20 protein-coding genes are annotated in these 25,995 nt (G+C 65.7%); 14 read left to right on the forward strand and 6 right to left on the reverse strand.

Annotation, left to right across the window (positions count from 1 at the left end; translation table 11 throughout):
- Position 1: 1 nt before the first annotated feature.
- The 3 genes from mgrA to E8F12_RS08475 form a co-directional block, all read right to left on the reverse strand.
- Positions 2-1,045, reverse strand: a complete 1,044-nt coding sequence (mgrA, locus tag E8F12_RS08465) for an L-glyceraldehyde 3-phosphate reductase (RefSeq protein ID WP_280324801.1) — start codon at positions 1,043-1,045, stop codon at positions 2-4.
- 59 nt (positions 1,046-1,104) lie between these two features.
- Positions 1,105-2,427 (reverse strand): LLM class flavin-dependent oxidoreductase, encoded by a 1,323-nt coding sequence (locus tag E8F12_RS08470; protein WP_280324803.1) that lies wholly within the window; start codon positions 2,425-2,427, stop codon positions 1,105-1,107.
- Between the two features lie 79 nt (positions 2,428-2,506).
- Positions 2,507-4,762, reverse strand: coding sequence for a TonB-dependent receptor (locus tag E8F12_RS08475; protein WP_280324804.1), 2,256 nt, complete (start codon positions 4,760-4,762; stop codon positions 2,507-2,509).
- Positions 4,763-4,979: 217 nt separating this feature from the next.
- Here E8F12_RS08475 and E8F12_RS08480 point away from each other — a divergent pair, with 217 nt between their 5' ends.
- Positions 4,980-6,026 carry a LacI family DNA-binding transcriptional regulator gene (locus E8F12_RS08480; RefSeq protein WP_280324805.1) on the forward strand — a complete coding sequence of 349 codons (1,047 nt, stop codon included), beginning with the start codon at positions 4,980-4,982 and terminating at the stop codon, positions 6,024-6,026.
- 40 nt (positions 6,027-6,066) lie between these two features.
- Here E8F12_RS08480 and E8F12_RS08485 read toward each other — a convergent pair whose 3' ends face one another.
- A complete protein-coding gene (locus E8F12_RS08485) occupies positions 6,067-7,119 on the reverse strand; it encodes a sigma-54 dependent transcriptional regulator (protein WP_280324806.1) in 1,053 nt (350 codons plus the stop codon).
- Positions 7,120-7,438: 319 nt separating this feature from the next.
- Here E8F12_RS08485 and E8F12_RS08490 point away from each other — a divergent pair, with 319 nt between their 5' ends.
- The 8 genes from E8F12_RS08490 (at position 7,439) to E8F12_RS08525 (ending at position 17,540) form a co-directional block, all read left to right on the forward strand.
- Positions 7,439-8,512, forward strand: coding sequence for a PhnD/SsuA/transferrin family substrate-binding protein (locus E8F12_RS08490; protein WP_280324807.1), 1,074 nt, complete (start codon positions 7,439-7,441; stop codon positions 8,510-8,512).
- A 184-nt stretch (positions 8,513-8,696) separates the two neighbouring features.
- Positions 8,697-9,905 carry an LLM class flavin-dependent oxidoreductase gene (locus E8F12_RS08495; RefSeq protein ID WP_280324808.1) on the forward strand — a complete coding sequence of 403 codons (1,209 nt, stop codon included), beginning with the start codon at positions 8,697-8,699 and terminating at the stop codon, positions 9,903-9,905.
- Between the two features lie 4 nt (positions 9,906-9,909).
- A complete protein-coding gene (locus tag E8F12_RS08500) occupies positions 9,910-11,001 on the forward strand; it encodes an ABC transporter substrate-binding protein (protein ID WP_280324809.1) in 1,092 nt (363 codons plus the stop codon).
- A complete protein-coding gene (locus E8F12_RS08505; RefSeq protein WP_280324810.1) occupies positions 10,998-11,759 on the forward strand; it encodes an ABC transporter permease in 762 nt (253 codons plus the stop codon). Before E8F12_RS08500 ends, E8F12_RS08505 begins: the two co-directional genes overlap by 4 nt.
- Positions 11,756-12,493, forward strand: coding sequence for an ABC transporter permease subunit (locus E8F12_RS08510; RefSeq protein ID WP_280324811.1), 738 nt, complete (start codon positions 11,756-11,758; stop codon positions 12,491-12,493). Before E8F12_RS08505 ends, E8F12_RS08510 begins: the two co-directional genes overlap by 4 nt.
- A gap of 23 nt (positions 12,494-12,516) precedes the next feature.
- Positions 12,517-13,272: an ABC transporter ATP-binding protein gene (locus tag E8F12_RS08515; protein ID WP_280324812.1), complete on the forward strand. Its 756-nt coding sequence runs from the start codon at positions 12,517-12,519 to the stop codon at positions 13,270-13,272.
- A gap of 467 nt (positions 13,273-13,739) precedes the next feature.
- Positions 13,740-16,382, forward strand: coding sequence for a TonB-dependent receptor plug domain-containing protein (locus E8F12_RS08520; RefSeq protein WP_280324813.1), 2,643 nt, complete (start codon positions 13,740-13,742; stop codon positions 16,380-16,382).
- A 60-nt stretch (positions 16,383-16,442) separates the two neighbouring features.
- Positions 16,443-17,540 (forward strand): LLM class flavin-dependent oxidoreductase, encoded by a 1,098-nt coding sequence (locus E8F12_RS08525; protein WP_280324814.1) that lies wholly within the window; start codon positions 16,443-16,445, stop codon positions 17,538-17,540.
- Positions 17,541-17,643: 103 nt separating this feature from the next.
- Here the strand turns inward: E8F12_RS08525 and E8F12_RS08530 are convergent, their stop codons facing one another.
- Positions 17,644-18,693 (reverse strand): ABC transporter substrate-binding protein, encoded by a 1,050-nt coding sequence (locus E8F12_RS08530; protein WP_280324815.1) that lies wholly within the window; start codon positions 18,691-18,693, stop codon positions 17,644-17,646.
- A 360-nt stretch (positions 18,694-19,053) separates the two neighbouring features.
- Here E8F12_RS08530 and E8F12_RS08535 point away from each other — a divergent pair, with 360 nt between their 5' ends.
- The 3 genes from E8F12_RS08535 to E8F12_RS08545 all read left to right on the forward strand — a co-directional run bounded on the left by E8F12_RS08535 (position 19,054) and on the right by E8F12_RS08545 (position 22,414).
- The gene (locus E8F12_RS08535; RefSeq protein WP_280324816.1) at positions 19,054-20,313 is read left to right on the forward strand and encodes an acyl-CoA dehydrogenase family protein; all 1,260 of its coding nucleotides are present in this window, start codon (positions 19,054-19,056) and stop codon (positions 20,311-20,313) included.
- A gap of 135 nt (positions 20,314-20,448) precedes the next feature.
- Positions 20,449-21,765 (forward strand): amidohydrolase family protein, encoded by a 1,317-nt coding sequence (locus E8F12_RS08540; RefSeq protein WP_280324817.1) that lies wholly within the window; start codon positions 20,449-20,451, stop codon positions 21,763-21,765.
- Between the two features lie 97 nt (positions 21,766-21,862).
- The gene (locus tag E8F12_RS08545) at positions 21,863-22,414 is read left to right on the forward strand and encodes a hypothetical protein (RefSeq protein WP_280324818.1); all 552 of its coding nucleotides are present in this window, start codon (positions 21,863-21,865) and stop codon (positions 22,412-22,414) included.
- 270 nt (positions 22,415-22,684) lie between these two features.
- On the opposite strand, the gene E8F12_RS08550 is transcribed toward E8F12_RS08545, so the two are convergent.
- The gene (locus tag E8F12_RS08550; protein ID WP_280324819.1) at positions 22,685-23,428 is read right to left on the reverse strand and encodes a class II aldolase/adducin family protein; all 744 of its coding nucleotides are present in this window, start codon (positions 23,426-23,428) and stop codon (positions 22,685-22,687) included.
- Positions 23,429-23,756: 328 nt separating this feature from the next.
- Between E8F12_RS08550 and E8F12_RS08555 the strand changes: the two genes are divergently transcribed.
- Both E8F12_RS08555 and E8F12_RS08560 read left to right on the forward strand, forming a co-directional pair.
- Complete coding sequence (locus E8F12_RS08555; protein ID WP_280324820.1) at positions 23,757-24,917, forward strand: LLM class flavin-dependent oxidoreductase; 1,161 nt, start codon at positions 23,757-23,759, stop codon at positions 24,915-24,917.
- Between the two features lie 16 nt (positions 24,918-24,933).
- Entirely contained in the window at positions 24,934-25,986 is a 1,053-nt protein-coding gene (locus E8F12_RS08560) for an ABC transporter substrate-binding protein (protein ID WP_280324821.1), read from the forward strand.
- The last annotated feature ends 9 nt before the right edge of the window (positions 25,987-25,995 follow it).

Genomic DNA, 25,995 nt, shown 5'->3' on the forward strand with positions numbered 1-25,995 from the left:
ATCAGTCCTGCCAATCGGTAGAGGGTTTTTCCCAAAGGTTGATGCCGCCTTCCACGGCGTAACGATCGATCTCCGCCAGCTCATCGGAAGTGAACGCCAGCTTCTGCAACGCGGCGACGTTCTCCACGATCTGTTCCGGCCGGCTCACGCCGATCAGGGCGGAGGTCACGCGCGCATCCCGCAATGTCCAGGCCAGGGCCAGTTGGGCCAGGCTCTGGCCACGTCGCCGGGCGATCTCGTTCAGCGCACGGGCGCGCTGGATATTCGCCGGAGCCAGGTGCTCAGCCCGCAGCGAGGCGCCGCCCGGACGATTGACCCGCGCGTCTCCCGGGACTCCCTCGAGGTATTTGTCGGTCAGCAGGCCCTGGGCTAGCGGTGTGAAGGCGATGACCCCGGCACCCAGCTCATCGGTCGTCGCCAGCAGGTCCTTCTCCACCCAGCGGTTGAGCAGGTTGTAGGCCGGCTGGTGAATCAGCAGCGGCACCTTCCACTCGCGCAGCAGCGCGGCGATTTCTCGCGTCTTGCCCGCCGAGTAGGACGAGATGCCGACATGCAGGGCCTTGCCCTGCTGCACGGCACTGGCCAGCGCGCCTGCCGTTTCCTCCAGCGGGGTGTCGGGGTCGAAACGGTGGGAATAGAAGATGTCCACGTACTCCACGCCAAGCCGCTGGAGACTCTGGTCCAGGCTGGACAGCAGGTACTTGCGCGAGCTGCCGCCCTGGCCATAAGGGCCGGGCCACATGTCCCAGCCTGCCTTGGTGGAAATCACCAGCTCGTCGCGGTAGGCGGCAAAGTCTTCGCGCAGCAAGCGCCCGAAATTGATCTCGGAGCTGCCATAGGGCGGGCCATAGTTGTTGGCCAGGTCAAAGTGATTGATGCCCAGGTCGAAGGCGGTGCGCAGCAGCTCGCGCTGGGTGTCGATGGGGGTGGTGTCACCGAAGTTGTGCCACAGCCCGAGGGACAGGGCGGGCAGCACCAGGCCACTGCGGCCGACACGTCGGTAAGGCATGGATTCGTAGCGCTGCGGAGCGGCGATATAGGTCATCAGGTCGACTCGTGAATCATTGAGTGGAACGCCTTGATGTGGGCTTCAGCCCGCCGGGTTCAGGCGAAACGATTGGCCGGGCGCGTCAGCCCCAGATGCTCGCGCAAGGTGGTGCCTTCGTACTCGGTGCGAAACAAACCGCGCCGTTGCAGCTCCGGCACTACCAGGCCGGCGAAGTCCTCCAGTCCACCGGGTAGGTGCGGAACCAGAACGTTGAAACCATCGGCGCCCTGCCCTTCGAACCAGGCCTGGAGCTCATCGGCTATGCGTGCCGGCGTGCCGATCAGGCTGTAGTGGCCACGTCCACCGGCAATGCGCCGCCCCAGTTGGGCGAGGCTGAGGCTTTCCTCCCCGGCCAGTTCGGTGAGCAGCTTCTGCCGGCTCTGCTGGCCATCCTGGGTCAGCGGCAATTCGGGAAGCGGCCCGTCGAGCGGGCATTGCGACAGGTCGAAGTTGCCCAGCATGCGCCCGAGCAGCGCCACGCCGACGCGGGGTTCCACCTGCTCCTGGAACTGTTCGAACTTGTCCCGTGCCTCGGCTTCGCTGGAACCCACCACCGCGAATACGCCGGGCATGATCTTCAGCTCGTCCGGATGGCGGCCAAACTGCTCCAGCCGGCCCTTGAGGTCGCGATAGAAGTCCTGTGCGCGGGCCAGGGAGGATTGCGCGGTGAACACCACATCGGCGGTTTCGGCGGCCAGCGCGCGACCGGTTTCAGAGGACCCCGCCTGCACCACCACCGGCCGCCCCTGCGGTGAGCGGGCAACGTTCAGCGGCCCCTGTACGCGGAAGTGCTCGCCCTGGTGATTCAGCACATGCAATTTGGCCGGGTCGTAGTACTGGCCGCTGGCCTTGTCGCGCAGGAAGGCGTCGTCTTCCCAGCTGTCCCAGAGGCCGCTGACGACCTGGTGGAACTCGCGGGCGCGGGCATAGCGCTCACTGTGGCCAAGGTGTGCCTCGCGGTTGAAGTTCAGGGCTTCGGCGGCGGCATCCGAGGTCACCAGGTTCCAGCCGGCACGGCCACCGGAGATATAGTCGAGCGAGGCGAACTTGCGCGCCACGTGGTACGGCTCGTTGTAGCTGGTGGTGACGGTGCTGATCAAGCCGATGCGCTCCGTGACCGCCGCCAGTGCACTGAGCAGGGTCAACGGCTCGAAACCGGTGGAGCGCGCCATATGGCTGGCATACGCGGTGGTGGGCGCGGCAACGCTGTCGGCGACGAACAGGGTGTCGAACTTCGCCGCCTCGGCGACTTGCGCGAGGCGTTTGTAGAGCGCGAAGTCGAGCGTATCGGCGGGCACGTCCGGATGCCGCCAGGCGGCAACGTGGTGCCCGGTGGCCATGAGGAAGGCGCCGAGGCTTAGCTGTCTTGGTTGGGTCATGGGGGTCTGTCCTGGATCGATGGCGATGCCGCCCGGCCGGTCTCTGCCGGCTCGGGCGGTCCCTGCACGCAGGTGCTGGTCAGAAGTCGAAGTCCTTGCGCAGCTGCACGCCGAAGTAGCGCTGGTCGTCTCGTGGAACGGCGCGAAAGATGTGGTTGCCGCCACTGGCCAGGGACTGGGCGTAGGACTTGTCGGTCAGGTTCTTGCCCACCAGGGCCACGCGCCAGCCCGCGTTGTAGTCGGCCAGGCCGACGCTGGCGTTCCAGATGCCGTAGGCGCCCTGCACGGTGTCCTTGTTCTGGTCGAGGCTGAACTGCACCTCGTCCTGCCAGCTGTAGTCGGTGGACAGCTCCACATCCAGACCGTTGTCCAGCGGGATGCTGTAGTCGGCGCGCACGTAGGTCTTCCAATCCGGGGTGAAGGGCAAGCGTCCACCATCGATGTTGCAGCTGGCCGCGGCGCCCGGCGGGCAATTGAAGTGGTCCACCCGCGCCTTGGTGTAGGCCACGCCACCGGAGAAGCTGAGCTGCCGGGTGGCCTGGTAACTCGCATCCAGTTCAATGCCCTGGGTCTTCACGCTGCCGGCGTTGATCAGGCGGGTCACCACCTGGTTGGCCACGGTGTCGAAGAAGTTCGCCTGGTAGTTGTCGTAATCGGTGTGGAACACCGCCAGGTTGGCGGTCAAGCGCTTGTCCAGCGCGGTGGCCTTCAGGCCTACCTCGTAGGAGTCCGATGTTTCGGGCTTGAGTGGATCGGTGTCACGCGGCTGCATGTTGAAGAACACGTTGTAGGCCGGGCCCTTGTAGCCGCGCGAGTAGGTCACGTAGCCCATCAGGTCGTCGCTGAGGTCGTACTGCAGGCCGGTGCGTCCGCTCCAGCCATCCTCGTCCACCGAGCCGGAACTGGCGGTGGAAGGCTGGATGCCCGTGACGGCGGTGGCCGAGGTGGACACGCGGCGGTGGTCGTACTCCAAGTCGTCGTGGGTCCAGCGCAGGCCGAAGAGCGCGCGGAAGTCCCTGGTGAAGTTGAAGGTGTTTTCGCCGAACAGCGCGTAGCTGTCGTTGGTCACGCTGAAGTCGGCGCGGCCGGTATTGGGAACCCCTCCATTGACCGACAGGCGCCGGTAGTTCTCGTCGGAGCGACCATGGAAGTAGTAGGCGCCGAGCACGTACTCGTTGAATTCGCCCCTGGGCGAGGTCAGGCGGAACTCCTGGGAATACTGGTCGTAGTCCACCTCGCCCTTATCATGGGAGGCCGTCAGCGGCAGCGCGGCCCGCCGGTCGCCGTCCTGGAACTGGGTGTTGTCCCAGCCACGCCAGGCGGTGATTGAGGTCAGGGTGAAATCCCCCAGTTTCCAGTCGGCCTGCCCGGACAGGCCGGTGTTGATGTCCTCGACGTGCGTCTTGAAGTCACTGTTGATCTTGCGGTTGTGGGCGCTGAGCGCCACCGGGCGCAGCGAATCGGCGAAGGCGGCGCTGCTGGTGGAGGTGACCACCCCGCTCGGCAGGGTGTCCTCGCCGTCCATGTAGTCGCCGATGAGGGTGAAGGTGAAGTCTTCGCTGGGTTCGAACACCAGCTTTCCTCGCACGCCCTTGCGGTCGTAGCCGTTGACGTCATGGCCGTTGGCGACGTTCTCGACGTTGCCGTCGTACTTGCCCAGCAGGGTGCTCAGGGAGCCCTTGAGGCTGTCGGTGAGGCGGCCGCCGATGCCGAAGCGCAGGCGGTTCTCGTTGCCGCCACCGAAGTGCGAGTAGTCCAGGTAGCCGTGGCCCTGCTCCGGCGGGTCCTGGCTGACGATATTGAGCACGCCGGCCGAGGCGTTCCTGCCGAACAGGGTGCCCTGGGGTCCGCGCAGCACTTCGATGCGTTCGACGTCCAGCAGGTCCAGGGTGGACTGGCCGGGGCGGCCAAGCGCCACGCCATCGATCACGGTGGCCACGGTGGGCTCGACGCCTGGTGAGGTGGAAATGGTGCCCACGCCACGGATGAACAGCGAGGTGTCCTTGTTCGAGGCACCGGTGCGGTAATTCAGTGTAGGCACCTGCTGGACGATGGCGGAGACGTTGTTGCGGTTGTCCCGCTCCAGTTGCTCGCCCTGCAGCACGGTAATGGCCACCGGCACTTCCTGCAGGCTGGCCTCGCGGCGGGTCGCCGTCACGGTGACCGCCTTCAGGGTGGTGGTGGATTCGGCGGAAGGCTCGCTGGCCCCGCCCTCTTGCGCCTGGACCGCGCTCCCCAGCGCCGCCAGTAGGATGGCTACCGCCAGCGGACTGCGACGCGCGCCGTGGTGGAGCCCCAGGCCGCCGTTGGCGGCCGCTTTGGAAAATCGGTTCATCTTCGTTTCACTGCCCTTGCTGTGACCAGACTGGCCCTCCGTCTTCGCGGTCGGGGCCTCGTTGAGGAGCTGTCGAACGTCTGGTCTCGCTCGTGCGAGTGGCAGTGGGTTGGAGACAAGCTCTACTTGGTAGCGCTACCATGTGTAGTATCAGAGCGCTGTTGTTAGTGCGTCAAATACTCAAAAATTGATTTCATATTCTTAAGGGAAATAAGAGTTGAGCACCTCGCCCCCCTCTCCCCGCAAACGCCGTGGATCCGGCCGCGTCACCCTGAGCGAAGTGGCCCGGCACGCCGGCGTCGGCGCCATCACGGTGTCGCGCTTCTTCAACCAGCCGGAGCAAGTGTCCGGCGAGCTGCGCGAGCGCATCCAGGCAGCAGTGACCGAGCTGGGTTACGTGCCCAACCGAGTGGCCGGCGGCCTGGCCTCGGCACGGGGGCGTGTGGTGGGCATGGTGATCCCGAACATCTCCGGACCGATCTTCGCGCCCACCATCCAGAGCTTCAGCGACTCCCTGGCGCGCCACGGCTACCAGTTGCTGCTGGCCTCCAGCTACTTCTCGGAGGAACAGGAAGAAAGCGCCGTGCGTGCCTTTCTCGGCTGGTCGCCAGCGGCACTGGTGGTCACCAGCCATTTCCACAGCGCCGGCACCGAGAAACTGCTGGCCGAGGCGGATATCCCGGTGGTGGAAATCTCGGACTACCGGCCCGAGCGCGCGCCTACCCAGGTAGGTTTCCTCCACTATGAGGTGGGCGTCAGCGCGGCACGCTACCTGCTGGACAAGGGCTACCGGAGCATCGCCTTCGTACAGAACAGCGCGGCGGGTGACTTCAGCGCCCTGGAACGCCGTGACGGCTACGCCGCCACCGTGCAGGCCGCGGGACTGGAACCCTGGGTGTTCGTGCCAAGCGCCGACAAGGCACCTTTCGAAGCGGGCAAGCAGGCCATGGAAGCCCTGATGAACCGCAACCCGCGCCCGGACGCCATCATCTTCGCCAACGACAACCTCGCGGCCGGCGGACTACTCGCCGGCCAGCGCGCGGGCCTGCGCATCCCGGAAGATTGCGCGGTGGTGGGTTTTGGCGACTACCCCTTCGCCGAGATGCTGCTGCCGAGCCTGACCACCATCAAGCCACCCTCCCGGGAGATCGGCGAGGTGGCGGCCATGCGCTTGCTGGAAACCTTCGGCGCGCTTCCCGTAGAAGGCGAGCCGATGCGGCTGAACCTGCTGGATTGCCAGGTAATCGCGCGGGAGAGCGCCTGAAGCTGGAAGGCATGAAGTGGGGCGCGCGATATCGCACCCCTCAACCCAGCTCGCCGATCTTTTCCAGCCTGGCTCGCACAATGTTGCGGCTGATGCCCAGCAGCCGGCCGGTCTGTAGCTGGTTGCTGTGGCAGAAACGGTAGGCCGAGCGGAACAGGGTTTCTTCGATGTATTCGTAGAGGTTGGGCAGGTTTTTCTCGAACAGGTCGTTGAGTACCGCATCTAGGGCGTCTGCCGCCTGGGGGGCAGGCACTGCGAGGGAGTGCTCTTCCTGGCCGCGGGCGAGGGGGAGCAGGTCAACCAGGTGCAGGTCGTTGGGCTGCACCTGTTCGTTGCGGCACACCAGCAGCGCGTGGTGAATGGCGTTCTCCAGTTCGCGGATGTTGCCCGGCCAGCTATGGGCCAGCAGCACCCGTTCGGCGTCCTGGCTGAGGGTGGCGCGGTTGTAGCCCAGGCGCTGGCAGTGTTCCTGGATGAAGAATTCGGCCAGGGGCAGGATATCGCCCGGACGTTCCCGCAGTGGCGGCAAACGCAGCGTCGCCACGTGCAGGCGATAGAACAGGTCCTCGCGGAAGTGCCCGGCCACCACGGCATCGGCCAGGTTGACGTTGGTCGCCGCGATGACCCGAACGTTGATGGGCACTGGCGTGCGCGAGCCCAGGCGTACCACCTCGCGCTCCTGCAGCACCCGCAGCAGCTTCACCTGCATGGCCAACGGCAGGTCGCCGATCTCGTCGAGGAACAGCGTTCCGCCGTTGGCCGCTTCGAACCAACCAGCCTTGTTCGCCGTGGCGCCGGTGAAGGCGCCCTTCTCATGGCCGAACAGTTCGCTCTCCACCAGGGTTTCGGGGAAAGCACCGCAGTTGACGGCAACAAAGGGTTCCTTGCTGCGTCGGCTGAGGTGGTGGATATGGCGCGCGACCAGCTCTTTGCCAGTACCGGTCTCGCCGATGATCAGCGCATTGGCCTCGCTGGGCGCCACCCGCTCGATCCGGCTGAGCAATTCCTGCGAGCGCGGGTCCTTGAAGACCAGCACGGTCGCACGGACCGACTTGGTCAGTTCACGGGCATTGGGGTGAGTGAGCAGTGACATCTCGTATTCCTTGCTTTCTGATGCGCCCGGGCATCTTGCATAAAGTCTTTTAGATAATTAAGGAATTAATAAATATTTATTAATTCCCAAGAGAAATATGTGCATTTTTCCCTGCGCCGATTGCTGAGCCCGCAGCAGTCCTCCAGCACGCCTGCTGAAATCCCAGCACTCGCGAAACACCGATAAGGCGCAACCGCTCAGGCCTCCACGCCACGTCGCACCTGGGTTACGCGGCAGCTGCGGGGTTGCTGGCATGCATTTCGCTCCTTTCCTCCGCAAATGCCGGACCAACTGGCAGGAACTGGAAAGGAGAACTCCCATGAAGAATCCATGGCGCGCCGGACTGGCAGCGCTCGTCGCAGTGTTCGCCGTCGGCCAGGCCCTCGCGGCCGAAGTGCCGGCCTCCGTGAAGATCGCCATCGTCGCCTACACCCAGGGCGGCAAGCCGGTGTTCGGTGGCATCCCGGGACGTGTGATCGAAGAAGGCTGGCTGGAGAAGGAGCTGGCGGCCAAGGGCGTGAAGCTGGACTGGATCGCCCTGCCCCACGCCGGAGCCGGTCCGCAGATCAACGAAGGCTTCACCAACAACAGCATCGACTTCGCCGTGCGTGGCGACCTGCCCTCGGTCATCGGCGGCGCCGGTGGAGTACCGGGCAAGCTCATCGTCCCCGGCGGCAGCGGCAATAATGTCTACCTGGTGGTGCCCGCCTCCTCCAGTGCCCAGAGCATCGACGACCTCAAGGGCAAGCGCCTGGCGCTGCATCGCGGTCGCCCGTGGGAGTTCGCCTTCAGCAACTACCTGGCCAGCAAGGACCTCAAGCTCAGCGACTTCAAGGTCGCCAACCTCAACCCGCAAGTCGGCGCCGCAGCGGTGTCGGCCGGCAAGGTGGATGCCGCCGTGCTGCTCAGCGAGTCCTACCTGCTGGAAGACAAGGGCGTCGGCCGGATCATCTGGTCCACCAAGCAGGGCGACAACAGCTGGCGCCTGATCTCCGACCTCTGGGGCACCGATGACTTCATCCAGCGTTACCCCGAAATCACCCAACTCCTCGCCACCGCCTGGGTCAAGGCGGCCTGGTGGATATCCCAGGAGCAGAACAAGGACGCCTATTACCAGCTCTCGTCCCGCGCCGGCACTCCCGAAAGCGTGCTGCGTCGCGATGACCAGAACGACCCGGTGGCCTGGAAGGATCGCTGGGCACCCAAGAGCGATGAACAGCTCAAAGCCCACTACCGCGCCCTCACCCAGTACGCCCTGGCCAACAAGCTGATCCGCCAGGACTTCGACATCACCCAGTCCTTCGCCACCCGCTTCACCAATCAGGCCATCCTCGACCTCAAGCTGGAGAACTACTGGCCCGCCCTGAGCAACCAGGTCACCGCCAGCCACTGACAGGCCGAATGCTGCTGGCGCACTGCTGCGCCAGCAGCAAGGAGTTGCTGCCACTCCAGCATGCGCATCCCGCGGGCAAGCGGAAAATCGCCCGCAACCCCCGCCCCGCAAGACTTCCGACGAACTGGCGCGAAACCTGCTCAAACCCCATCGACCGTATCAACCGCTTCCTTACGAGGCCCCCATGAGCATTGAATTCTTCACCCGTCTGCCACTGCATGGCGAAACCCAGTACCTGCCAGGCGACCCGCGCAACCGTGGCGACTGGCACCGAGGTGAGCACAGCACCGGCGCCGTCTCCAACTTCCGCATCGGTGACCACTTCACCTACATCGACTACCTGGGCCAGATCGCCCGCGCAGCGGAAATCAACGGCTTCGGCGGCGCCCTGATGGTCAACGCACCCACCGGCGAGGAACCCTGGACTGTCTGCTCCCTGCTGGCGCGGGAAACCCGCACCCTCAAGTTCGTCACCGCCTTCCAGCCCTATCACTACACGCCCTGGGTCGCCACCCAGCAGGCCGCCACCTACCAGCGCGCCACCGGCAACCGCTTGGTGTGGAACATCATCAACGGCGGTTCCGATGCCATCCAGCGCCAGGTCGGCGACTTCAGCAGCCACGACGAACGCTATGACCGCGCCATCGAGTTCCTCGATGTGGTCAAGGGCTACTGGCACAACGAGAACTTCCGCTACGAAGGCAAGTACTACCGCGCTGAAGGCGGTGGCCTGCGTGGTCCGCTGAAGAAGGCCGAACTGCCGCTGATCTGCACAGCCGGCTCCTCGATTCCGGCCCGCGAGTTCGCCGCCAAGCACGCCGATTACTACCTGATGCGCGCCGAGCATCCCGACGAGGTCCGTGCGTTGATCGCCGACGTCCGCGAGCGCGCCCTCAAGTACGGCCGCAGCGATATCCGCTTCGGCATGTCCATCGACGTGATCACCCGTGAAACCGAAGAAGAAGCCCGCGCCGAAGCCAAGCGCTTCTTCGACGAAGGCATCGCCAAGGGTGCGGTGAAGGCGGTCGCCGCCCACGCCGGTCTGCGCACCGCGCGCAAGCTCAGTTACGAGCACGGCTACGCCGAGAAAAGTGAAACCCAGGGCTACGACGAGTTCTTCATCTACCCCAACGTCTGGGCCGGTTTCGGCTACATCGGCATTCCGCCGGGCTGCGCCCTGGTGGGCAGCTACGAAAACGTGGTCGCGCGCATACGCGAATACAACGCGGCCGGCATCGACCTGTTCTTCCTCGCCGGCTACCCGCACCTGGAGGAGGCCTATCGCCTGGGTGAACACATCCTGCCGCACTTCCGCAGTGAACGCGCCGAGCTGGTCCGCAGCCACGACAGCCTGCCGGAACTGCGTTCCGTGAACGGACCCGCCGGAGCCTGACGCCATGGATGCGCATCGTCGTCTGCTCGATTTCAGCCTTGCCCTGACCGTGCTCCTGTCCATGCTGCCGTTGCTCGGCATGGCCGAGCCGCTCCCGGAGGTGATCCGTATTTCCACGGGCGCCGGCTCGCCGCTGACACCCAAGCTCTCCGGCGCCAATTCCGGCCTGACCGCCGCACGCCAGGCCGTGGAGCAGGAGTTCGCCGCAGACGGCGTGCGTATCGAATGGCTGCATCCGCTGGGTGGCGGCGTGGCCAGCAACGAAGCCCTGGCCAGCGGCGCCGTGGATATCGGCTATGCCGGCGAATTCCCGGCCATCTTCGGCCGCGCCGCCGGCCTCAAGACACGCTTCGTCGGCGGCGGGTTCCGGGGCAACAACGCCTACCTGGTGGTGAAGGCGGATTCCCCCGCCCATGACTTGGCCGAGCTCAAGGGCAAACGCATCGCCATCATGAAAGGCCAGCCCTGGGAGTACGGCTTCGATCGCCTGCTGCGCAGCAAGGGGTTCACCCAGGCGGATTTCAAGGTCCTCAATCTGAGCCTGGTGGACTCGCGAACCGCGCTCGAACAGGGCCGTATCGACGCGCTCTACGCACCCGGCGTGTATGGCGCCAACCTGGCTGCCGATGGCCGTGGACGTATCCTCTGGTCGACCCGCGAGGCGCCCAGGGACTGGCAGTTCGCCGCGGACTTCTTCGTCGCCGAGGACTTCGCGCAAAAGTACCCGACCGCCGTGAAGCGTTTCCTCAAGGCGGTGATCCGCGTCAGTGCCTGGGCCAGCGATCCGAAGAATGGCGATGAACTGTTCCAGACCTGGGTGCCCCAAGGCTACAGCGTCGAGCAGCAATGGAAGGAATACCGCGACAGCGATTTCCTGTTCCGCTTCTCGCCCATCCCCGATCCCTTCCTGCTGGCCCACTACCGGGAAGTCGCCAACTACATGCTGGAGAACCGCCTGATCCGCCGCCCGGTGGACATCAACGCGTGGGTGGACCGCAGCTTCGTCGACGCCGCACTGCGTGAACTCCAATTGGAGCGCCACTGGCCGGAATACGACCGCGACGGCAATCCACTGCCCCAGGTTGCCCGGCAATGACCCTGGCCCATCCGATGCTTCGGCTGCCGGTCACGCTTGCCGCGCCTCTGCTGGTGCTGGGCCTGTGGTACTGGGTTGCAGCCAATGAGCTGGCACCGACCACTCTGCTGGTGCCGCCGGCCCAGGTGCTCGAAACCCTCTGGCTGATGCTCGGCAGCGGCGAGCTGGTGGAAGCGGCGGGCACCACCCTGTCGCGGGTCGCCGCCGGGTTTCTCGCCGGTAGCCTGGTGGGGATCACCACCGGTGCGGTGCTCGCGCTTTCCCCTCGGGTTGACCGCAATCTGGGCCTGGTCATCAACCTGCTGGCCCAGGTTCCGGCGATTGCCTGGACGCCCCTGATCATCTTCCTGCTGGGCATAGACGAGGCCTACAAGGTCTTCCTGATCGCCTTCGCCTGTTATTTCCCTGTCGCGGTAAAAACCCGCGAGGGCATTCTCGGCCTGTCGCCGCGCCTGCTGGAGGCCGCCGCCGCACTCGCGCTGCCGCCTGCCCTGCGCTACCGCAAAGTGATACTGCCCGGCGCCCTGCCCTCGTTATTGGCCGGGCTGCGTATCGGCCTGTCCAAGGCCTGGATCGCCGCCATCTTCGGCGAGCTGTTCGCCTCCGGCAGCGGCCTGGGATACCTGATGAATAGCGGCCGCATCTACTTCCAGATGGACGTGGTCCTGGCTGCCATGCTCGCCACTGGGGCGCTCGGCTTCCTGAGTGACCGCTTCCTGCTGTGGCTGCATGACCGCCTGCCCGGAGCCCGACCATGAGCAGCCTCGACTATCCCTTGCGCCGCGTCGCCATCGGAGCCGTGCTCGCCTGCGCCACCCTGGCACTGCTCAGTTGGCGTGGCCCGGCGATCCTCCCGGACACCCGGCTGCTGGAGCTCACCCACCTGCTTGCGCAAGCCAGCCTTGGCAGCCTCGGGCGCCTGCTGGCCGGACTCGCCCTGGGGCTGCTCACCGGCAGCCTGCTGGGCGCACTGATGGCCACCTGGCCACTGCTGGATCGCTTGCTGGGCTCGCTCGTCCACCCGTTGCGGCAGATGCCGCTGTTCGGCTGGATCGCCCTGCTGGGGGTTTGGGCCGGCTTCGGCGAAGCCTCCAAGGTGATCTTCATTGCCCTGGCAGTCAGCTACACCATGATCATCGCCGCCTATCAAGCCGTGCGCGCCGTGCCACCGCGCCTGGATGAAGTGGCACGGGTCTACCAGCTCGGCTGGGGCAAGCGTCTGCGCGTCTTGCTGCTACCCACCATCCTTCCGGCCTGGCTGGGCGGCCTGCGTATCGCCCTGGCCGTGGCCTGGAGCGCCACCATCGGCGCCGAAATCCTCATGGGCGCCAGTGCCGCCGGCCTGGGTGGTTTCATCTGGGGGCAGCGCGAGGTCGGCCGTTTCGACCTGGTCCTGCTCGGCACCGCCCTGATCGGCACTTTCGCCGTGCTCTCCGATTTCGCCCTGCGCCAGACGGAGCAGCGGCTCCAGCGCTGGCTGCGCGGGTACTGAACGCCAATCTCCAGGAGGACGTCATGAGCGCCGCCACTGTGGCCCTGAACGGGGTCAGCAAGCACTTCCAGTTACCCGGTCAACGCCTGGAGGTGTTGCGGGACCTTTCCCTCGATGCCCGCCCCGGCGAGTTTCTCTGTCTGGTGGGCGCAAGCGGTTGCGGCAAGTCGACCCTGCTGCGCCTGGTGCTGGGGCTGGAGCAGGCGGACCAGGGCGAAGTCCGGGTGGGCGGGCAACCGGTGCAGGGGCCCGGTGTGGATCGCGGCATTGTGTTCCAGGACCACCGCCTGTTCCCCTGGCTGAGCGTCGAAGAGAACGTGCAACTTGCCCTGCATCGAAGTCCGCTGGACGAAAGGGAGAAACGCGCCCGGGTCCGTCACTACCTGCAACTGGTGGGCCTGCAGGGCTTCGAACGCGCCCGGCCGGAGCAGCTCTCCGGGGGCATGGCCCAGCGCGCCGCCATTGCCCGGGCACTGGTGGCCGAGCCCCAGGTATTGCTGCTGGACGAGCCCTTCGGCGCCCTCGACGCCCTGACCCGCCAGCGACAGCAGGAAGAGCTGCTGGGCATCTGGAAACGGACCGGTTCCACCCTGCTCCTGGTCACCCACGACATCGACGAAGCGCTCTACCTGGGCGACCGCGTCGTGGTACTCGACTCCCGCCCCGGCCGCATCCGTGAAGTGCTCGACGTCGATGCCCCGCGTCCACGCGTACGCCACGACGCGCGGCTGGCGCAGCTGCACCGACACATCCTAGGGCTGCTGGCCGACCAGGCGTAGCCCATCCTCTCGGCACGCACCGGCTCTGCTGTGGGAGCGAATTCATTCGCGAATAAATTCGCTCCCGCCCGGGCCAAAGCCTACGGACCTACCGCACGGGTGTTGCTGAATCCGCAGCACGGCGCCAGCACCCCCTGCCGCGTTCCCAGCACCTCACCAGCAATCCACCAGCGCAGGGCGCCGCAATTGGCCCTCAACGCCCCGTTTTTCCGGGGAAAACCGCCGTTCCTGACATGGCATGGACCCTGCAATTGCCCATACGACCTCGGCGAAACCGCCCAGGCAGTAGTTGAAAGAGGCAACGCGAACTCTCCCGGGAAACACCCAAGGGCGACTCAAGAGACAACTCCCGCCTGCGTGAAGAGACAACTCCTTCCTACCGCGTGAATGCACTCGAACCTGAACGGCCGCCCTGCGGGTGCGGAACGGCTCGCCCTGGAAAAACCACTTTCGGAGAACTGAAGTTCATGTCCAACGCCGCTTTCCCTGTCCAGCCCGCGCGAGCGGGTTGGCGCCCGTCCAGGCTGTCCCTGGCCATCCTCGCGTTGATCAGTGCCGCTGCCACGGCCGAAGACGCGAAAAACACAGAGACTAAAAGTCAGAAGCCCCCGGCAGAGGAAACCCGCCTTGGCGTGGTCACGGTGCAGGGCAGCAAGCTGGACACGGAAACCTCGGTGATCCCGGTACGCCCGGTGGCCTCGGTCTATGGCGGTAGCAAGGTGGATGTGCTGGACACGCCGCGCTCGGTCAACCAGATCAATGCCGAGCAATTGGCCAACGACCCGATCCGCAGCTCCGACGACCTGGTCAAGTACGCGCCCGGCATCACCCGCGGCGGTGGCCAGAACGCCGGCATCGCACCGCAGTTCCGTGCCCAGAACTCGGAGATCTTCCAGGACGGCCAGCGCGCCTACAGCGTGCGCCACCCCGCCAACTTCAACGCCTACGAGGGGGCGGACATCGTCGCCGGCCCCTCTTCCGTGGTCTACGGTTCGGTCAGTGGCAGCGGCGGCTACATCAACTATCTGAGCAAGAAGCCGAGCTTCGACGGCTTCAAGACCCGCCTCAGCGGCGAGGTGGGAAGCTGGATTCCCGACGGCGAGTCCCGCGACTCGACCCGCTTCACCGTGGACAACACCGGCCCGATCAATGAAGCGCTGGCCTACCGGGTCAGCATCACCCGCCAGCGCCAGGAAACCTTCTACGACAACGTCGAAAACAACTTCGACGCCTTCTACGGCGCCTTCGCCTGGCGCGGCGACAATGCCCGCGTCGACTGGAACGCCAGCTACGACGACTACTACGACTGGAACATCACCCACGGCTGGAACCGCCCGACCCAGGACCTGGCCGATAGCGGCAAGTACTACGCGGGCCGCGCGACGCCGATCTTCCAGAACGGCAGCACCTTCTGGTCCCCGGTGCTGTCCTCCGGGGCCGCCGATGCCTCGGTGCTCGGCTGGGTACAGCGTCAACGCAACGCCCAGGGCCAGTTCGGCGTGGTCAACGGCAGCTTCCAGGCGGCCTCGCCCAACACCCAGGCCCGACCCGGCAGCCTGCGCGGCTGGGTGTATGACCCGAATCTGGCCGGCAACGGCCTGGTCGACCTTGACTCCCAGGTCTCCCAGCGCGCCGAAGACAAGAACACCTCACGCCGCTTCGCCACGCAGCTGCGCGGCGAATGGGACCTGAGCCCGGACATCACCCTGGCCAACAGCACCTACTACCAGGACTCCGACGACACCACCGACGCCGTGGGCGCGTTCCAGGTCCAGGCCAAGGATGAAATCTTCGAGAACCGTTTCGAGTTCCGCTCCGGCAACGAAGGCGAGTTCTTCGGCCTCAAGGTGCGCGACGACAGCAACACCGGCCTGATCTACCGCCACGAGTACAACCGCTCCATCGCCGCCAACAACAGCTTCGGCTCCACCATCCACGCCTACGACCTGACCCAGGACCCGTCCACCAAGAACCCCGGCGACCTGCTCGGCCTGAACAACCTCAACCCCGCCGGCGGCAACGGCGCCTGGATCGGCCAGCCCGGCGTTCCGCAGTTCTCCGATCTCTACGGCTGGCTCAACCTGGCGCCGATGTTCCCGGCGGGCCATCACCTCTATGCCGAATCCATCGCGCCCTACACGGCAGAGGGCACCTGGAGTACCAAGACCTTCTTCACGCAGCACAACCTGCGCTTCGGTGAGCGCTTCGGCCTGAACCTGGGCGCCAGCCGCAGCTGGATCGATGCCCAGATCGAGAATCCCTTCGTCCTGCGTCCCGGCACCGAGCGCCAGGACAGCGACAGCTACAAGCTGTTCTCCGTACAGGTCAGCCCCTGGTTCAAGCCGACCGAGTACAGCACGCTGTACTACACCTTCGACCGCTCCCTCGCGGTCAACACCGGCTTCTTCTCCAACGGCATCGGCTGGGGCACGGGCGCCGGGGCCAACCTGCTCAACCCGCTGTCGTTCAAGAGCCTCAGCGTGCTTCACGAAGTGGGCCTGAAGCTCGAACCCCTGCCGGACCAGTTGTTCTTCACCCTCGCCGCCTTCCGCCAGGAGCGCGACCAGGCGCCGGACAGCAACAACAACATGGCCCGCCTGATCATCAAGGGTGTGGAATCCAGCCTGCGCTACCAGCCCAACGCCAACCTGCGCAGCGGCCTGAACTTCACCCGCCTCACCGCCTACAACGAGTTCGTCTCCCAGGCCGGCTTCGCCTCCGCCGGTTTCATTCCGGACAACGGCACCGTGTTCGGTGATAACAACAGCCTCAACCTGCGTCCCTCGGGCCGCTTCGATGCCGTGCAGATACCCGAGTACAGCGTCAGCGGCTACCTCGACTACAGCTTCGACTCGGGCTTTGGTGCCGAGCTGTCCGGCTGGTGGACCAGCGACTGGTACCTGAACCTGTCGAAGACCGTGAAGGTGCCCAACGAGTACAACCTCGACCTGGCGGTGTATTACCGCCAGCCGCAGTGGAGCGCGACCGTGCGCGTGCTCAACTTCACCGACGAGCTGAATTTCGTCAGCGGCCTCGCCGGCTCCACCAACACCTTCCTCCAGCCCATGCCCGGCCGCACCCTGCTGGCCCAGGTGGACTACCAGTTCTGACCCCGCGCGGGGTGGGCCCCGCGCATCCATTGCCCTTCGCCAACACTCAAGGAGTGAACAATGCCCATCGAATTCGTCGGGATGGTCTTCCCCCGCCAATGGTCCGAAACCCACGGCCCGCGCACGGGTGACTTCGACCTGGAATTCCTCCGCCAGCACGCCCGCGCCCACGAACACGCCGGTTTCGACCGGGTGCTGATCGCCAGCGGCCCCGGCAGCGCCGACAGTCTGCAGCTGGCCGCATATGTCGCCGCGCACACCGAGCGCCTGGGCTTCATGATCGCCCACCGCCCAGCCCTGACTTCGCCCACCGTCGCCGCACGGGCCTTCGCCACGCTGGATCACACCACCGGCGGCGGGCGCATCCGCCTGCACGCTATTACCGGGATCACCGCCGAGCCCCAGGAAGGCGACCCGCTGCTGGACAAGACTGAACGCTACAAGCGCACCGATGAGTACCTGGAGATCGTCCGCCGCACCTGGACGTCCGAAGAGCCCTTCGACTTCGACGGGCAGTACTTCCAGATCAAGGGCGCCTTTTCACCGGTCAAACCGCTGCAGAAACCGCATATCCCGATTTCCTTCGGCGGCTCGTCCGATATCGCCTACCAGATCGCGGTCAGGCACGCCGACCTCTATGCCCTCTGGGGCGAACCGCTGACCGGCGTCGCGGAGCAGATCGGCAAGCTCCGGGCAGCGGCGCAGCAGGCCGGGGTGGATTCACCTCGCGTGAGCCTGTCGGTGCGGTTGATCCTCGGCCCCACGGAAGAACTGGCCTGGAAACGCGCGGGTGAAATCCTCGCGCAGATCCAGGCCAACCCGCAATTCGCCGAAGGCAGCCCCTGGCGCAAGCGGATCAAGGGCACAGGTTCCGAGCGCCTGCTTGCCGCGGCCGCTGCAGGCGACCGCCACGACCGCGCCCTGTGGATGCCCACCGCCACCGCAGTAGGCGCCTATGGCGACACCACCGCCCTGGTGGGCACCCCGGAAACCGTGGCCGAAGCCCTGCTGGATTACGTGGACCTTGGCGTCACCACCTTCCTCAACCGCGGTTACGACCCCTACTACGACGCCGTGGACTACGGCCGCTGGATCATCCCGGCGGTACGTGCCGAAGCGCGTCGACGCGAGCAGCAGCGGGCGGAAAAGGCCAGTTGATCCTGTGGGGGCGATTTCAATCGTCAAGCGAACCGCAGGTTCGCCCTTTGGCCTTGAATGGGGCAGCTACGCTGCCCTTCGAATGAATTCGCCCCCACACCCGCTACTTAAGGCTTTCCAGCAGCTCTCGCGCTGCCTGCAACGGCCTCGGATCCACCCACTCGGCGATATCGAAATCCCGCTCCAGGAAGCCATGCAGGTTGAGGAAGTCCTTCTGGATTCCGAGGTACTCCAGGCGCTGTGCCGAGAGGTCCGGCGCCAGGGTGGTGTGGAAGTCGTCGCGGTAGGCCTCGGCCACGCCCTCGCTTCCGGCGCGGGTTTCGAGTTGCAGGATGCTGTGCAGGGCATCGCGGTTGTCGCTGGCCCACTCGGCGGCCCGTAGGGTCTGGGCGAGGAAGCGCACCACCAAATCGAAATGCTCATCGAGCAGGCTCTGGTGGACCGTGATCGGACGTGGCGTGCCGTTGTTGATCCGGTAGCGCGGCCCGGCCATGCGGTCCAGGTCGATGCCGACCACCAGGCCCAGGCGTCTTGCCGCGTCGGCGGCTGAAGCGCCCTTCACGTAGACCGCATCCACCTCGCCACGCACCAGGTGATCCAGCCCTGACCACAGGCGCTGCAGACCCTCTTCCGGCGTGCGTGCCTCCGCCTGGTCCAGCAAAGCCACCTCCACCAGTTGCACGTCGTCGAAGCCCAGGCCGGCCAATGCCAGGGCGCCCTTGTAGCCGTGCAGGCTCATGCCCCGCGCAATGCTGCCGCCACGGCTGTCCGACCAGGCCGGCAACGCCAGGCGCTTGCCGTTGAGGTCAGCGGGGCTGCGTATCCCCGAGTCGGGGCGAACCAGGATGGTCTGCCACTCCTCGATCCAGGTCAGGCCGATCAGTCGGCTCGGTGCGCCCGCCGCACGGGCCACCAGGGCGGGGATGTTGCCGCCTTCGCGGAAAAGCCCCGGCAGCTCGTGGTCGTAATGGTGATGGCCGAGCTGGCGGGCCTCCTGCAGGGTGGACACCGGCAGGCCGTCCGCGGCGAACTCCTCGGCCAGCCAGCCGAGCTTGTAGGCGATGCCCGACGCCGTGGGCACAGGACAACGGGTGAACCAGATCTGTTCGAGGTTGGATTGACGGGTGGTGGGCGAGGCTACGGCGATAGTCATGAGGCACTCCGGATTGAATGAACGATGCGGCCTTCAATGGCAGTTACGGCTGCATCGCAATGCCTGTGCCAAGCGCCACAAGGCCCATGACTGAAGGGCTCGTGCAAACCAATCGATCCCGTTGGTGCTGTCAGGCAAGCAGCACTGCGCGGCCATTGCTGGCCCTGAAGCAGCCGCCACGCCATAGCTGCTGCCAGAGCAGCAGGCGATTGCTCGACGACACTCGCCGCGTGCCCTCGAAGCCGCGCCGTTCCTCGCTTGCATCCCCGTTTCCGGCCACTGGCACAGAAGCTGCTCAAGCCACTACAACCGCCCGGCACGACCGGGCATGCAGATGGATGAATCGACAGAGGTGGAATCATGAGTACGGCCGAACGCAGCCTGGCTACCGGCGAAGCGCCCAGCGCGGTGCGCATCCTGCGCAACGAGGCGGAAGCGCTGGACGCGGCCAGGGAGGTGGCGAGAGAAATTGCCGAGATCGCCGCAGACCCGGCACGCAATGGCGAGCTGCCGCGCCGCCAGGCCGAGCTGTTGTCGCAGAGCGGGATCAGCGCCATAGGCGTACCCAAGGTCAATGGCGGCCTTGGGGCTTCGGTGGAGACCATCGTGGAAACGGTGCGGATCATCTCCGTGGCGGACGGTGGCGTCGGCCAGCTGCTGCAGATCCACAACGTGATGCTGCGCGGCCTGCTGACCTCCAACTACCCGCAGGAGGTGCGTGAGCGGGTGATAGCCGACGTGCTGGCCGGCAAGCGCTTCGGCAATGCGCTGGCGGAGGTCGGCGGCAAGAACAAGTTCGCCCTCAAGACCCGAGTGGAGCGCCGCGCCGACGGCAAGCTGGTGCTAAATGGCAGCAAGTTCTACTCCACGGGTTCCTACCTGGCGGAATGGATTTCCCTCACAGCGGCCTCCGACGACGGCGGTGTCGGCGTGCTGCTGCATCGCGACACCCCCGGCCTGACGCTGGTGGACGACTGGGAGGCCTTCGGCCAGAACAACTCGGTCAGCGGCACCGTGATCTTCAACGAGATCGAGCTGGACGAGCGCTATGTCTCGCGCCGCGAAGGCCCGATGAAACGCACCTGGCTGAGCTTCCCGCAGATCCTCCATGCGGCCATCGATACCGGCATCGCCGCCGGCGCCCTGGATGCCGGGGTGCAGTACCTGCGTAACCAGTCCCGCCCCTGGGTCGAGAGTGGCGTTGAGAATGCCAGCGAAGAGCCGCACATCATCCGCCAGATCGGCGAATACGCCGTCGCCCTGCGCGCTGCCGAGTCCCTCCTGCGCGACGCCGCACGCGTGTTCGACCGCCAGGACCAGGACCCGGAGAACAAGGAGCTGCAGGACGAGCTGATCCTCTCCGTGGCCACGGCGCGCGCTCACTCCGACAGCGCCTCGTTGAAGATATCCAGCGACATCTTCTCCCTGCTCGGTGCCAGCGCCTCGCTGACTAAGTGGAACCTCGACCGCTTCTGGCGCAACGCGCGGGTACACACCACCCACGACCCGATCCGCTGGCGCCTGCACCACGTCGGCAACTACTACCTCAACGGCGTGGACCCGGGCGAGTACACCGCCATCCTCGACACCAAGCAGAAGGAAGGCGCCACCCGGCGCTGATTCCCATCTCTCTTTGCCCACTGTGTGAGAACGATGCGAGAGACCAAGAGCAGTAGCTTTCACACAACCTGAACGAGCTCCCTTTCCCGCCGCCATGCCCATGCCATGGCGCGCGGGCTTTTCATGGATCGGAAAATGTCATCGCTACTCGCCAATGCCGTTCGCAACAGCCGCCGGTTCATGCTGGCCTCCTCATCTGCCCTGCTGCTCGCAGGCCTTGCCCAGGCCTCCGCGGCCGAGCCCCCCAAGGCGCAACCGGCACCGCCTGAGCTGCTGGCCATCAAGGCCGCCCACCTGATCGACGTGAACAGCGGCAAGGTGCTGGACAACCCCGTGGTTCTGATCGAAGGCGACCGGATCAAGGCTGTTGGCCAGGGCCTGGCCATTCCTGCGCAAGCGCGCCAGCTGGACCTCGGCGACAGCACCCTTCTGCCGGGGCTGATCGACTTCCATGTGCACCTCGGCGGCTTTGGCCCGCGCATCGGCACCGCCCGTGGCGCCCTGGCCGGCGCGAAACAGGCCAAGGCCACCCTGGAATCCGGCTTCACCAGCCTGCGCAACATGGGCGGGCGCGCCTTCACCGGTATCGCCCTGCGCGATGCCATCGCCGACGGCGACATTCCCGGCCCGCGCATCTTCGATGCCGGTACCCTGCTGACCACCACCGGCGGCCACTGCTCGGGGCAGGTCAGTACGCCCGAGGAGGACCAGGACGGTCCGGGCGTGGCCAACGGCGCCGAGGCCTTCGAGCGCAAGGTCCGCCAGCAGTTCAAGTACGGCGCGGACTTCATCAAGGTCTGCATCACCGGCGGCTTCATGAGCGGCACCGACCCAAGGGTGACCCAGTTCAGCGAGGAAGAGCTGAAGGCCGTGATCGAAACCGCCCACCGCTACCGCAAGAAAGTCGCGGTGCACGCCCACGGCGCCGATGGCATCCGTCTCGCCGCACGCCTGGGCGCGGACAGCATCGAGCACGCCTCCCTGGTGGACGACGAAGGCCTGAAGCTGCTCAAGCAGAAGAACATTCCCATCGTTCCGACCCTGGCCATCGACAGCCTGGCCTTGGAACACGCCGTGGAAGCCGGCGCCAGCCAGTACAACCTGGCAGTGCTGAAACAGACCGGAACCATCCACAAGCAGAACATCGGCAAGGCGATCAAGGCGGGCATCCCGATCATCTATGGCACCGATGCACCCATCACCCCGCACGGCACCAACCCGGTGGAATTCCACTACCTCGTGGAGGCCGACCTGACACCGCTGCAGGCGATCCAGGCGGCCACCGTCACCCCGGCGAAATGGCTGGGCGCCAGTGAAGACATCGGCAGCCTCGACGCCGGGCGCTTCGCCGACATCATCGCCGTGCACGCCGATCCCCTGGCCGATATCCGTGTGCTGGAAAAGGTCCAGTGGGTGATGAAGGGCGGCAAGGTCTACAAGAACGAACTCTGATACCCGTTTCGCGCCAGGGACGGCGCCCCTCTTGCACGCGGCCAGCTTCCCATGGAGGCTTGGCCGCTGCCGCGTTAAGCGCCTGCCGAGATCCCCCGTGAGCAAACTCGTCGTCGACGCCAATTACCGTTTCATCGCCGCCTATCAGGAGGTCAATGCGCGCATCAGCCAGCGGCAGCAGGCCCTGACGCTCTACGTATCATTGGTGGTGAGCCTGCTCGCCGCACTAGTTGCCCTCAAACCCGGCGCGAGCGGCGGCGAACTCCCTGTCGAGTGGCTGGTACTGGGCTTCCCGGTCGCATCCACCAGCCTGGCCTTCCTCAACTACAAGGCTGAGCGGGCGATCACCAATCTGCGTCGATTCCTGGCGAGCCTCGAACAGCTGGGCAATGCCCACCAGGAGCTGCGGAGCTACAACACCGACCCGCAATGGGCCCAGGGTGCCAACAAGGCACGCCGGTACCATGACTACGCCAGTGCCGTGCTGGTGGCCGGCGGCAACGCCATTGGACTGGGCGCGGTCATTCGCATCTATCCCGAGCGCATCGCCGAGACCCCCGTGGTGATCTGGATTTCCGCAGCGATCGCACTGTTCTCGCTGCTCGCGCTCTTGCTCACCCCTCGCCTGAGCTACCGGCCCATCCGCTGAGTTCTGATACCCATTTCGCGTTAGCAGTCTGTTGCGAACCTTGTGTAGGAGCGAGCTTGCTCGCGAAAGATCCCACTCGTTCGCGAGCAAACTCGCTCCTACAGGTCCAGTGCAGCCGGACATGCAACCGTAGGTTGGCGTAGAGCGCAGCGAAACCCAACGATGCGGGGCCGGGGCTGCTCGTTGGGCCTCGCGTAGCTCGGACCAACCTACGTTCGCGTTCTGGACCAAAAAAAAGCCCGGCATCTACCGGGCTTTGTCTTCGCGCAATCAGGCAACCCGCTCCAGCAGCTTGCGGCCCTCGTCCCAGAGGCCGGTCATCTTCCATTGTTGCTCCAGCACTCCTGGACCGAACTCCTGCGAGCCGCCGAGGTTTTCCGCCAGCGCCTGGAAGTAGGCGCCCTCTTCCACCAGCAGGATCAGCCTGGCCACCGGCAGGATGCCTTCACCCCAGAAGGTGGCGCCGCCATTGGCTTCCAGCAGACCTGGCGTGTGCGGATTGGTCTTGATGGTCTCGACGATGAAGGCCGGCTCGGACTGCCGGCGGTCGATGTAGATCGGCAGCTCACGGGCCAGGGTCACCCGCTGCGAAGCGGCATAGCGCAGAGGCAGCACGCGGTGCGCGCCAGCCCAGCCGCCGAGGTAAGGCGTGTGCACGTGGACCACCAGGCTCACCTCCGGACGCTCCTGGAACACCAGCGCATAACGCTTGCCGCTGCCAGCTTCCTTGCTGGCCTCCAGGGAACTGCCGGGGGCCAGGGTTTCGTCCAGGTGCACGGTGCCGTCGTGGCTCACCACCGAAGCACGGATGCTCTGGTCATCGGCCCAGGGACTGGGCGCGCGGAGGGCGATCACCAGGTCGCTGGCGGGCACCCGCAGGTAGGCCTGGAGCGTATTGGTCGCGGTGATGGTGCGGGTCTCCTTCAGCACGCGGAAGGCTTTCTCGAAATCACGTTTGGCCTGCACCACCTGGTCGAGGATGACGCTGTCGAGGGCTTGGGATGTCTGGGTCATGGAAGCTGTCCTGTTTCTGTCCGGGAAGGGTCGCAACGGTCCTCCGTTGCCGGCCGTTTACACGGCGTAGAAGCCCCAGAGCAGGACTTGTGCCAGCACCTCCAGCCCGCGCAGCGTGTAGGGCCGGCGCTGGCCGTTGGCGCAATCTGCTGCCTGCCAGACAGCGGTTGCTGGGCGATTGCTGCTGGAGACGCAGTCGGGGTCCGCAGCCTTCCTGCAGCAGAGCGGAAAACCGCAGCTGGCGGGCGCTCCAGCCTTTCCAGGGGGCGTGGCATGGCAGTTGCTATTCCTGGATACAACTCGGCAAATCCAACTCTCAGGAGCTTTCATGAGCACCGAATTCTTCTGGCGCCTGCCGCTGGGCACCGACGGCCCCCAACTCAGCACCGACAAGCACAATCGCGGTAATTCGCTGCGCCGGCCTGGCGACATTGCCCCGGGCCTTCTGCCCGACGGAACGCCGGATGACTTCACCTACATCGACTACATCGCCCAGGTGGCGAAAGCCGCCGAACTGGCCGGTTTCGAAGGCGCCCTGCTGCCCACCGGCCCCGAGCCGTGGATCGCCGCTGCCGCGCTGGCGCGTGAAACCCGCCGCATCAAGTTCCTGATCGCCTTCCAGGCCACCTGGACCCTGCCGGCCTACGCCGCGCAGCAGGCCGCCATCCTGCAGAACCTCAGCCGGGGCCGCCTGGAGTGGAACATCATCACTGGCGGCAACCCGGCCAGCCAGCGCGCCAACGGCGACTTCCTCGAACACGACCTGCGCTACAAGCGCACCGGCGAGTTCCTCGACATCATCCAGGGACTCTGGGAGAACGAGCGCTTCTCCTACGAGGGCGATATCTACCGCCTGGACAACGGCTCGCTACCCCAGGGCCTGCATAACGAACGCAAACCCGGCGTGTACTTCTCCGGTTTCTCCGACGCCGCCCTGGACGTCGCGGCGCGTCACGCCGATGTCTACCTGAACTGGGCCGAGCCGGTCGACAAACTCAAGCCGCATATCGAGCGCGTGCGCGAACTGGCGGACAAGCAAGGCCGCAGCGTGCGCTTCGGCCTGCGCGTCGACCTCTTCGCCCGCGAAACCGAGGAGGCCGCCTGGCGTGACCTGCGCAATCAGTTCGAACGCCTGGAAGGCAAAGGCAGCTCGCTGGTCAAGCAGTTCACCAGCGGCTCCGATTCAGTCGGTGCCGCCCGCCAGACCGCCTACCACAAGGACATCAACGGCTTCGATGACCTGATCCTCGGCCCCGATCTTTGGGCTGGTTTCGCCAAGGCCAAGCCGGGGCCCACCGTGGGCCTGGTGGGCAGCCACCAGAACATCGCCGAACGGCTGGCCGAATACCGCGATGCCGGCTTCTCCACCTTCATTCTGGCCGGCAATCCGCACCTGGAAGAGGCCCTGCGCATTGGCCAGGAAGTCCTGCCGCTGCTGCGCACGCCGGCCACCATTCAATCCAGTTCGCCCCTGAAAGCCACGGCCTGACGCCAAGGAAGACCTCATGAGCCAAGCACTCGATACCCTCTGGTATACCCGCTGCCCGGTTCCCACCGGGCTCGGCATCGCCGTCCAGAAAGGCTGGCTGGAATCCAGCGTGGGCGCCCTCGGCACACGCATCCAGTCATTGCGCGAATCGGACAACCAGGCGGTGCGTGAATCCCACTTCGATCACACCCTGGCCAACTCCGTGCGCCATGGCGGCAATATCCCCGCAATCTGGGCCCGTGCGGCCGGTCGCGATACCCGCGTCATCGGCCTGTCCTGGGCCGACGAGGTGCAATTGATCCTCACCCGTCCCGACAGCGGCATCCAAAACGTGAAGGACCTCAAGGGTCGGCGTTTCGGCCTGCCCGACTGGACCGGCGCACAGATCGACTTCACCCGTGCCCAGGCCCTGCGCGGCCTGGAAAACGCCCTCAAACTGGAAGGCCTGGTGGTCAAGGACGTGGAGCGCGTCGACTATCGCTACGGCGGTACCTTCAGTGACCAGCAGGTGCAGGATGTCGGCGGCACCCCGGTCAGCGCCCGTCGCGCCGAAGGCCGCAATGCCGAGCTGGTCGGCCTGCTGCGTGGCGAGGTGGATGCGATCTTCCTCAAGGGTGCCCATGCGGCCCAACTGGCGCACGAGTTCGGCCTGCGCACGGTGATCGACACCGGCTCCCATCCCGAGCCGCTGATCCGCTCCAACAACGGCACACCGCGTACCCTCAGCGTGGATTCGAACCTGCTCGACCAGCACTTCCCGGTGGCGGTTGGCATCCTCGATTCAGTACTGCGCGCCGAGGCATGGGCCAGCACCCACGCCGAGGACACCCGCCGCTACCTGGCGAAGGAAACCAACAGCAGCGAGTACTGGGTCAGCCAGGCCTACGGTGAAGACGCCCACCTGCGCCTGCGCACCGCCCTGGACGAAACGGCCGTCGCCGCCCTGCAGGACTTCACCGACTTCCTCCAGCGCTGGCAGTTCCTCCCCCAGCGTTTTGACGTCCGCGACTGGATCGACCCACGACCGCTGGAAGCCCTGCGAAACGCCGGTTCCGCCCTGGCGAGCTGACCACCCCGC

It is taken from the genome of Pseudomonas sp. BN102, from assembly GCF_029871245.1.
In the GTDB taxonomy this organism is placed as follows: Bacteria; Pseudomonadota; Gammaproteobacteria; order Pseudomonadales; family Pseudomonadaceae; genus Metapseudomonas.